The 8,663-nt window shown below is 60.6% G+C and carries 8 protein-coding genes; 6 read left to right on the forward strand and 2 right to left on the reverse strand.

Annotated features, from left to right (window positions below; genetic code table 11):
• Positions 1 to 112: 112 nt before the first annotated feature.
• Entirely contained in the window at positions 113 to 1,657 is a 1,545-nt protein-coding gene (murJ, locus tag FLO80_RS19705; protein WP_111366477.1) for a murein biosynthesis integral membrane protein MurJ, read from the forward strand.
• Between the two features lie 315 nt (positions 1,658 to 1,972).
• On the opposite strand, the gene FLO80_RS19710 is transcribed toward murJ, so the two are convergent.
• A complete protein-coding gene (locus tag FLO80_RS19710) occupies positions 1,973 to 2,278 on the reverse strand; it encodes a cupredoxin domain-containing protein (protein WP_146611041.1) in 306 nt (101 codons plus the stop codon).
• A 50-nt stretch (positions 2,279 to 2,328) separates the two neighbouring features.
• Complete coding sequence (locus FLO80_RS19715; protein ID WP_111366473.1) at positions 2,329 to 2,856, reverse strand: DUF4142 domain-containing protein; 528 nt, start codon at positions 2,854 to 2,856, stop codon at positions 2,329 to 2,331.
• Between the two features lie 138 nt (positions 2,857 to 2,994).
• Between FLO80_RS19715 and FLO80_RS19720 the strand changes: the two genes are divergently transcribed.
• From FLO80_RS19720 to FLO80_RS19740, 5 genes are all read left to right on the forward strand, one after another.
• The gene (locus tag FLO80_RS19720) at positions 2,995 to 3,951 is read left to right on the forward strand and encodes an AraC family transcriptional regulator (RefSeq protein WP_111366861.1); all 957 of its coding nucleotides are present in this window, start codon (positions 2,995 to 2,997) and stop codon (positions 3,949 to 3,951) included.
• 129 nt (positions 3,952 to 4,080) lie between these two features.
• Positions 4,081 to 4,293, forward strand: coding sequence for a hypothetical protein (locus FLO80_RS19725; protein WP_188078361.1), 213 nt, complete (start codon positions 4,081 to 4,083; stop codon positions 4,291 to 4,293).
• Between the two features lie 272 nt (positions 4,294 to 4,565).
• Positions 4,566 to 5,507 (forward strand): tripartite tricarboxylate transporter substrate binding protein, encoded by a 942-nt coding sequence (locus FLO80_RS19730; RefSeq protein WP_188078362.1) that lies wholly within the window; start codon positions 4,566 to 4,568, stop codon positions 5,505 to 5,507.
• Between the two features lie 18 nt (positions 5,508 to 5,525).
• Positions 5,526 to 5,945: a tripartite tricarboxylate transporter TctB family protein gene (locus tag FLO80_RS19735; protein WP_111366469.1), complete on the forward strand. Its 420-nt coding sequence runs from the start codon at positions 5,526 to 5,528 to the stop codon at positions 5,943 to 5,945.
• Between the two features lie 9 nt (positions 5,946 to 5,954).
• Entirely contained in the window at positions 5,955 to 7,460 is a 1,506-nt protein-coding gene (locus FLO80_RS19740) for a tripartite tricarboxylate transporter permease (RefSeq protein ID WP_111366467.1), read from the forward strand.
• Positions 7,461 to 8,663 lie beyond the last annotated feature (1,203 nt).

Below are 8,663 nucleotides of genomic sequence, written 5' to 3' on the forward strand. Positions count from 1 at the left end.
AAAAACACCGCTGAACCGCGTTGAACGGATTTTTTAGCCCGTCCTTGCCAAGCCACATTCCCAACAGGCGCAGGGCAGGTTAAAACGCCCCAAACAAGGGCCCGAGCAGATCATGAAACCCATCCGCCTCGTCTCCGGCTTTCTCACCGTGGGGTTTTGGACGCTCGCCTCGCGAATCCTCGGCTTTCTGCGCGAGATCATGCTGTTGGCTCTGATCGGACCCGGGCCGGTGATGGATGCCTTCGTGGCGGCCTTCCGACTGCCCAACATGTTCCGCCGGTTTTTCGCTGAAGGCGCCTTTAATGCTGCCTTCGTTCCGATGTTCGCCAAACGCTACGAGGCAGGCGAAGACCCACAGGCCTTTGCCCGCGAAGCCCTCAGCGGTCTGGCCTTCATTGTGCTGATCCTGACCGCGCTGGCGATGATCTTCATGCCGGCCCTGGTCTGGGCCACAGCCGAAGGCTTTGCGGGGGATGAACGCTTTGACCTGACCGTGGGCTTCGGACGGATCGTCTTTCCCTATATCCTGTTCATGTCGCTCTCGGCTCTGTTCTCGGGTGTTCTGAACGCCACCGGGCGCTTTGCCGTAGCAGCCGCCGCGCCGGTCCTTCTCAACATCTTCGTGATCTGTGCCATGGCGATCGCAGTCTGGCTCGGACAAACCGTGATCGTCTGGCTGGTCTGGACCATTCCCTTTGCCGGTCTGGCCCAGCTTGCACTGGTCTGGTCGGCAGCATCCCGCGCCGGGGTGCGCATTCGCCCCGGACGACCCCGCTGGACCCCCGACATGAAGCATCTCGTGGTCGTGGCCATCCCCGCGGCGCTCAGCTCGGGCGTGATGCAGATCAACCTACTCGTCGGCCAACAAGTGGCCTCGCGCTATGACGCCGCCGTGAGCTGGCTCTTCGCCGCCGACCGTCTCTATCAGCTGCCGCTCGGCGTCGTCGGAATTGCTGTGGGTATTGTTTTGTTGCCCGACCTGTCACGGCGTTTGCGCGACAAGGACAGTGACGGCGCACGCCATGCCCTTTCCCGCGCCGGCGAGATCTCACTGGCCCTCACCATCCCTTCCTCCGTGGCGCTTATTGTGATCCCGATGCCCCTCGTGTCGGTGCTGTTCGAGCGCGGCGCACAAACCTCCGATGACAGTGCCGCCATCGCACTCGCTGTTGCTGTCTATGGTCTGGGTCTGCCCGCTTTCGTTCTGCAAAAGGTGCTTCAACCGCTTTATTTTGCACGTGAGGACACGCGTACACCGTTCCGGTACGCCCTATGGGCGATGATGATCAACGCGGTGGTTGCGATCGGGCTGCATATCTACATCGGCTGGATCGCCGCCGCACTGGCCACCACGCTTGCCGGTTGGGTGATGGTCTGGCTTCTGGCGCGCGGCGCGCGCGCCATGGGCGACGTCGCACGTTTCGATGACAGGTTCCGCCGTCGGATTTGGCGTATCACCCTTGCCGCGGTGTTAATGGGGGCGGTTCTATGGGGCGTGAACCTGCTCTTGGGCCCGATGATATCCGCACCCGGCTGGCGTTACCTCGCACTCCTGATCCTTATTGGCGCGGGGATCACCAGCTATTTCGGGCTGGGCCAACTTCTTGGTGCGTTCTCACTGCGTGAGTTTCGTGACAACCTGCGCCGCAAAGTCTGATTGATCATGGCAATCGACATGTGGCGCACGATCCTGCAAAAATCTCATGCCTTTTGCCGACGGTACATGCAGGTGGAGGGGAAGTCAGCCACACACGATGTGCACATAGTTTCGGATCATCGCAAAAGTGATGGTTTCCAACCTATTTCTCATGACCTTATCTCCACGTCATCTCGCGAACCGCTACGGGGATTTGCGCTGAGTGGCAAATTTTTTGGTGGCGAGGATGGTGGTATAGAATGCCGAAGCAGACCAAAGAACTAAACGTGATCGAATGGCTCACGGGGGTTATGGGCTGATGCATGTTCGGGGCGGTCAGCCTTCACTGCGGGAACGAACAAGAATACTGCCTTTCATGTGCGGGTGAAACGCACAGAAATACGGATGCTCGCCGGGCGCCTCGAACGTGATCCGGCGGGTGTCTCCCCGGTCAATCGAGCCGGTGTCCCATGCCGCATCTTTGGCTGTTGCCGTGTGCGGGGCGAGATCGTTGTTGATCCATATCACGCTGTCGCCGACGAGAATCTCGATCCAGGTGGGATCGAAGGCGAAGTGCGCAATGCGCACCTCGACCTCGTGCGCCCTGTCATGCGCCCTGACGGTGCGGGGCGCCCCGGCCATACCCAAGGCACAGCCCAGACCCTGACCGAACCACCGGCGCGTCTTGTGCGTCAGTCGGCGCACCGCAGCCCCGCGACCATTTGCGCCGCATGCTTCTCGTGCGCGCGGAATGTGACCAGCGCATCCTCGAGCAGCGCCTTCAGCGGCGCGACTGTCACCGCTGGAATGAAGCTTTCCGCGACGGTCTTGTTGACGAGTTGGTGGTAGCCCAGTTCGTTGTTGGCGTAGGCGCAGTCGAAAGCGGCGCCATCCAGCGTCATGAGTTTGGCGCGCTTGGCCGCCGCCCCCTCAACCAGCGCCTGGGAAAGCGCGTTGTCCTGCGGTGTCACGTTCAATTCCGTGACAAGCGCGCCGGCTGCTTCATTCACCGCCGAATGGTCGCGGATCATTGTCTGGGCGAAGTCGCGCACCGCGTCATTCTCGGACACTGCCAGCGCCAGGTGCGCATAGCGAATGTCGAGCCCGCCGGCAGTATAGGCGGCGTGCGCGATTTCGAGATCGTTCATCGGCTCCTCGGCCCGGGCGCCAGAGTCGGCGGCAGTGGCGGCGAGGACGACAGCAAGAGCAAGGGTCTTCATCGGTTGATCTCCTGATCGGGTTTCGATGCGATAGGGATGTCAGAGCGGGGCCGACGTATGAATGCCGGATGGTTCAGGTTTCATGCTCAATCGTCCGGATATCTGGACGACGATGATTTTGCTGGTAAACTGCGGAGCATGTTGGACCTGCTCAGTGACATCCTCACCCGCCTCTCGCTGCGGGGCACGCTCTACTTCCGGACAAGCTTTACCGAGCCGTGGGGCGTGCGCGTCCCTGCGTTCCGCGACGTGGCGCGGTTTCATTTCGCGCATCGCGGCGAGGCGCTGGTGCGCGTCGCGGGCCAGTCCGCGCCGGTGCATCTGGCGCAGGGCGATCTCGTCATCATCCCGCATGGGACAGCGCATGTGCTTTCCTGCCGTCACACCAGCCCGAAAGAGGCGCTACCGCTCGACGATATTCTGTCGCGCTCGGGCTTCCCGGGCCACGGCATGCTGGTCTGGGGCGGCGACGAAAGCCCGCGTGACACACAACTGATCTGTGGGCACTTCGCCCTAGCCGAGGGATCGAGGCACCTGCTGTTTGACCGGCTTCCCCCCTTCATTCATCTCCGCGGCTACGGCGATGAAGCCGGGCCCTGGCTCGAGGCAACGCTGAAGGTCATTGGCGCCGAGGCCGGCGGGGCGCGGCTCGGGGGTGATCTCATCGCGCTGAAGATGTCCGAGGCGATCTTCGCCCAGGCGATCCGCGCCCATGTCGAGCAATCGCGAGCGGTCGATTGCGGTGTGGCGGGCTTCGCCGACCCGCATCTCGGCCGGGCGCTGGCGGCCTTTCACCGTGCGCCGACGGCGTCTTGGACGGTGGCCGAACTCGCCCGGGAGGCCGGGCTGTCGCGCACCGGATTCGCCGACCGCTTTACGGCGCGCATCGGGGTCACGCCGATGGCCTATGTCACGTCGTGGCGGATGCAGATCGCACGCGAAGCGCTGGTCCAGCGGGGCCTGTCGGTCGCCGAAGCGGCGGAGATTTCTGGCTACGCCTCGGAATCGGCGTTCAGCCGGGTCTTCAAGAAGGAAATCGGCGTCTCGCCCGCCGCATTCCGGCAGTCGGGCTTTGCAAGGCGCGACGTGGCATGACAGATCATTCGGACGTTCTGCAAGACACTACGGGCAAACTGAACTTCAACGTCCCGCGGTTGATAGATGGATCGGGTGAGCTACAGGTGAACCACCGGCCCTGACCTGCAACCGAAAGGACTTTGCGCCATGCGCTTCATCACCAAGACCATTCACGCCCGGTTCGACCACCTGGTCGCGCTGATGCTCATCGGCCTGCCGTTCCTGCTCGGGCTAGGAGGGTCGAACCCGCTCGCGCTCACCATCTCGCCGCTGGTCGGCGTCGCGGCATTCCTGCTGACCGTGTTCTCCGATCACCATCTCGGACTGATCCGGTGCAGACGAACAGCCCTCCCCGCATAACCCTCGAAAACAGCGAGAAAATTCGACCGCAGCCGGATCGAGAGAACGCTTTTCCAAAGGGCAGACTGCCTGCCCTTTCTCTCGCGCAGAGATCACACCACCTGGCGCGAGCGGCGACGCCATTTCTCTTGAGGTCGGTTCGGGTGAAGATCCTCTTACATCGCGATATTCTGATCAGCGCGGCACGGGAAACTTGATCAACTGGCAGAATCTTGCAAACTTGCGTCAAGCGGCAGGCCACTTGGGGAATGTCGGTTGAAAGGGAGGAAGACGTGAAAATCACACTGAAATTCAAGGCACTTGCTGCTGCCTCGCTAGTGATGCTGGCCAGCGCCGCGCAGGCGGAGTGGGCACCAAAAGGCAACATTTCCCTGCAAATCGGCTTCGGCGCTGGTGGTTCAACCGATACCATCGGCAGAGTTGTGGCGAAGGTCATGAAAGAGCAAACCGGCTGGAACGTGATTGCCGAAAACAAGCCCGGCGGTGGCGGCATCGCCATGTTCACAGGCATCGCCAACCGCCCTGCTGACGGCTCGGTCATCGGGCTTGGCGTCAGCATGCCGATCCTCGTCAATCTCGTGAATCGCCCTGAAAAGCTGAAATTCAACCTCGACAGTTTTGACTACCTCGGCACTGCAACTCGCGCGCAACTGGCCCTCATCGCCCGCTCCGATGCCCCGTTCGACGACGTCGCAGGGCTTGTCGACTACGCCAAGGCAAACGACGCGCCCGTCGCCTTCGACGCCAAGCCTCAAGAGCTCGCGATGCGCTTTGTCATGGCGCAGTCAGGGGCTGAGTTCCAGTTTCTGTCTACAAAGGGCGGCGCGGAAAATGCAAAACTCGTGCTTGGCGGGCAAGCGATTGCGGCGTTTGAAGCCGGCGAACATATCCCATTTCTCGAAGCAGGCGAGATCAAGATGATCGCCTCAATGAACAACAGCCGACACAATTACGCGCCCGACACGCCCACGCTGCAAGAGCAGGGCTACGACATCTATGTCGATCCGGTCTTCTTCTTTGCGACCACGGCCGGAACGCCCGATGATGCGCGCGAGGCGCTCACCGAAGCTCTCGCTGCCGCTCTCGAATCCGATACGGTGAAAGATGTGGTGCTAAACACGCTCAAGTCGCCAATCCACAACATGGGGCCGGATGGCACAGAGAACATGATGCGCGACGGCGTCACAAATGTCGGCGCGCTCTTTGCGAATTGACCTGAAAGCGCGCGCTTCATGCTGACCGACAGGCTGACCGGCGCGTTTTTTGCCCTGCTGGGGGTGATTCTTTATCTTTGGATCATCCCCTGGCAGGTTGAAACTGCCGAATATGGCTGGCTCAAGCCGCGCACGCTCCCGTTTCTCCTTGCGCTCGTGCTTGGCCTCTGCGGCATCGCGCTCATGTTCAATCCCGTGGGTGATGCCCAGCCGTCTACATTCAACTGGCTGCGCGCGGCTCTCTTTGCTGGGGTGTTGGCGCTCGCGCTTTGGCTTTTGGATGTGCTCGGCTTTGTCTACACTGCGCCGCCATTGGCATTTGGCCTCATGTGGCTTGCCTACGAGCGGCGCTGGCCTTGGCTACTCCTTGGCAGCCTGGTCATGCCCGCTGTCATCTGGTTTGTGATCACGGTCTTGCTGGAGCGCCCCCTGCCATGAGGCCGCACAATGCCTGAACTCACCATCATCTTCGCCGGTCTCGGCGATGCGTTCACACCGGCCAATTTGTTTTTCGTCTTTGCGGGGGTGCTCGTCGGACAATTCGTCGGCGCGGTTCCCGGAATCGGCCCGGTCATGGCGATGGCAATCGCTATTCCCTTCACCTTCGGGATGGACCCGCTCGCAGGTATCGGCTTTCTCGTCGGCGTCAACAAAGGCGGACTCGTCGGCGGAGCCATTCCGGCGATTCTGCTTAACACGCCCGGTACACCCGATGCAGCTGCAACAGCACTTGACGGGCACCCGCTCGCCAAGCAAGGCAAGCCGCTCAAAGCCACAAAAATGGCGCTCTACTCCTCCGTCACCGGCGACACGGTTTCCGATATCGTCCTCATTACCGTCTCGGCCCCGCTTGCCATCCTTGCGTTGCGCATGGGGCCTGTCGAAGTCTTCGGCCTGATGTTGCTGGCCTTTGCAGTAATTGCAGGGCTTATGGGCCGCTCGCTCGTCAAAGGCGTCATTGCAATAGCGCTGGGGTTGCTTGCTGCCATGGTCGGAACCGACCCCGAGCACGGCACACCTCGGCTCTACTTCGGCCAGTTCGAGCTTTATGATGGAATCCCGCTGCCGGCCATCGCCATCGGCATGCTGGCGATATCCGAGCTTTTGCGCCGCCTGAGCGAAAGCCGGCGCGAGGTGCGCCCGGCTGTTCGACTTCCCAAAGGCCAACCGCGCGAAGACAGCATGGTCAGTTGGCACGAATACTGGGCTTGCCGTTTCACGCTCGCACGCGGCGCCACGATCGGCACGTTACTCGGGGCTCTCCCCGGCATCGGCTCCACGGCGGCCGCCTTCATGTCGTACGCCACAGCAAAGCAAGCCGCCAAAGACCCGCAGAGCTTCGGAAAAGGCAATATTCAAGGCATCGCCGCCACCGAGTCGGCCAACAGCGCGGTCATGGGGGCCAATATGATCCCCCTTCTCACGCTGGGCATTCCCGGCTCGGTCAGCGCGGCGTTGATCATCAGCGCCTTCATGATCCACGGCATACAGCCCGGCCCCTTCCTGTTCGACACCCAAGGCCGTCTGATCTACGGTCTCTTTGGCGCCATGCTTCTGGCCAACCTTGGCAATCTCATAATCGGCCTGTTTGGACTGCGATTCTGGGTGCGGGTGGTTTCGGCGCCTGAAAGTTTCATATTCGCGTCAGCACTTCTCATGTGCTTTGCCGGGGTTTACCTTGCTTCGGGCGGACTCTTCGGCATCGGTGTGATGCTTGTGTTCGCCGTTCTTGCTTACGTCATGACATCCCTCGGCATCTCGGTTGTCGTTTTCATCATTGCCTTCTTTCTCGGCCCCCGGCTTGAAGTTTCGCTCAGCCAGACGTTGGCACTACTCAATGGAGACCCGGCAAAGCTGCTGGACTATCCGGTCGGCTTGGCTTTGACGTTGCTAGCCTTGGTCACCGCTGTTATCCTCACTCGCCGGGTTGACCGGAGCGCCAGCCAAAGCTGATGCACTGATGATCTTTTCCGCCGCGACGGAACGCTATGATGCGCGTTTATTCTAATGCGCAACGACCAATTCAGGGCGTTTGTGGGTTCTGTCGACGTATCCGTCCAGTTTCGCATCGATTGATGTAGCGGAAGGCCGCCAATATGCGCATTCACCGCCAAGCAATCCGATGCATGAAATATCGTAAAAACCAACAAATAAAGAGGCTTATCCTGGAAAAGCCGGCCCCTCCTGCGCCCCTCACATGGCATTGTTTGCTACTGAACGGTTTGGACCGGTTGAGCCATATTGAATTTACAGCGTATTTAAGTTCGGCTGGTCCAAGCGGTTCGGTGGGTGAAAGAGGCTCGCCGTCCCTCTTTCTTGCGGTGGTGGGCCTGATCAATCGTCACTCAGGTGTCGCCCGTTCCGAGGAGCCAGGACGCATGAACGGCATATGCCTTGGCCGTCCCATCCGGACTTGGTAGCCGCCGCCTTCGTGGGTTTTCAGGGGGCCGCCTTCTGCGTACGAGGGCCAGCGCGCTGGCACAGAGCGGGTACGCGGTGCAAATCCACCAGCTCGAAATCAAGCAAGCCGACATTCTCGCGCATACGGACAACCTCCCGAGCCTCTCCGATCTCGCACACATCCGGAAGATCGACATTGGTCTTACTGCACCACGCCCCAGCAAAGGCTTCGCTTTGTTCGCGAAGGCGCGAACGACTTTGCGGTTCTCGCTGATCATCTTCTCATAGGGCGGAAGCTCCGCTTCTGGAAACTCTCCCTGTGCATCAGCGAAGGACCGCTCCACATGCTCGACAACCGTCTTGCAGTCGAGTGTTTCGCAATCGAGCACCCAAGCCGGATCAAACGGGATGAATTGAAGCTTGCGCCTTGAAAGGTATTTCGAAAGCTCGCGCCCGAGACGGTAATCCCCAAGATGCAGGTCCAGATTCGTTCTCGAAGGTAAGCGAGAGGGCAGAAAATCTACATGCCGAGCCACAACTAATTGCGCTGGGAGCACTTATTCAAAGGGGGCTGAATTCGGTCGTTCGCCGACATTCTGGGTGTTTGATGTCAATCGGCATCCAAAGCTGACCCCCTATCGGCATTCAAAATTGACCCCTTTGAGCTGAGCAGGCCCGGCGCTGCGTAGCCCTCACATAGCGCAGCGGCGGCGGGCCTGCGGGGGTCCGGGTTGGCGCTATGCGCGGTTCTTGAAG

The organism is Aquicoccus porphyridii, from assembly GCF_008369105.1.
Classification (GTDB): Bacteria; Pseudomonadota; Alphaproteobacteria; order Rhodobacterales; family Rhodobacteraceae; genus Aquicoccus; species Aquicoccus porphyridii.

What these genes read in the sequence shown, in the direction of transcription:
- FLO80_RS19715 (WP_111366473.1), bottom strand. Translation starts at nt 2,856, where the DNA reads ATGAAGACCCTTGCTCTTGCTGTCGTCCTCGCCGCCACTGCCGCCGAC.
- FLO80_RS19710 (WP_146611041.1), bottom strand. Translation starts at nt 2,278, where the DNA reads ATGGCCGGGGCGCCCCGCACCGTCAGGGCGCATGACAGGGCGCACGAG.
- FLO80_RS19720 (WP_111366861.1), top strand. Translation starts at nt 2,995, where the DNA reads ATGTTGGACCTGCTCAGTGACATCCTCACCCGCCTCTCGCTGCGGGGC.
- FLO80_RS19725 (WP_188078361.1), top strand. Translation starts at nt 4,081, where the DNA reads ATGCGCTTCATCACCAAGACCATTCACGCCCGGTTCGACCACCTGGTC.
- murJ (WP_111366477.1), top strand. Translation starts at nt 113, where the DNA reads ATGAAACCCATCCGCCTCGTCTCCGGCTTTCTCACCGTGGGGTTTTGG.
- FLO80_RS19740 (WP_111366467.1), top strand. Translation starts at nt 5,955, where the DNA reads ATGCCTGAACTCACCATCATCTTCGCCGGTCTCGGCGATGCGTTCACA.
- FLO80_RS19735 (WP_111366469.1), top strand. Translation starts at nt 5,526, where the DNA reads ATGCTGACCGACAGGCTGACCGGCGCGTTTTTTGCCCTGCTGGGGGTG.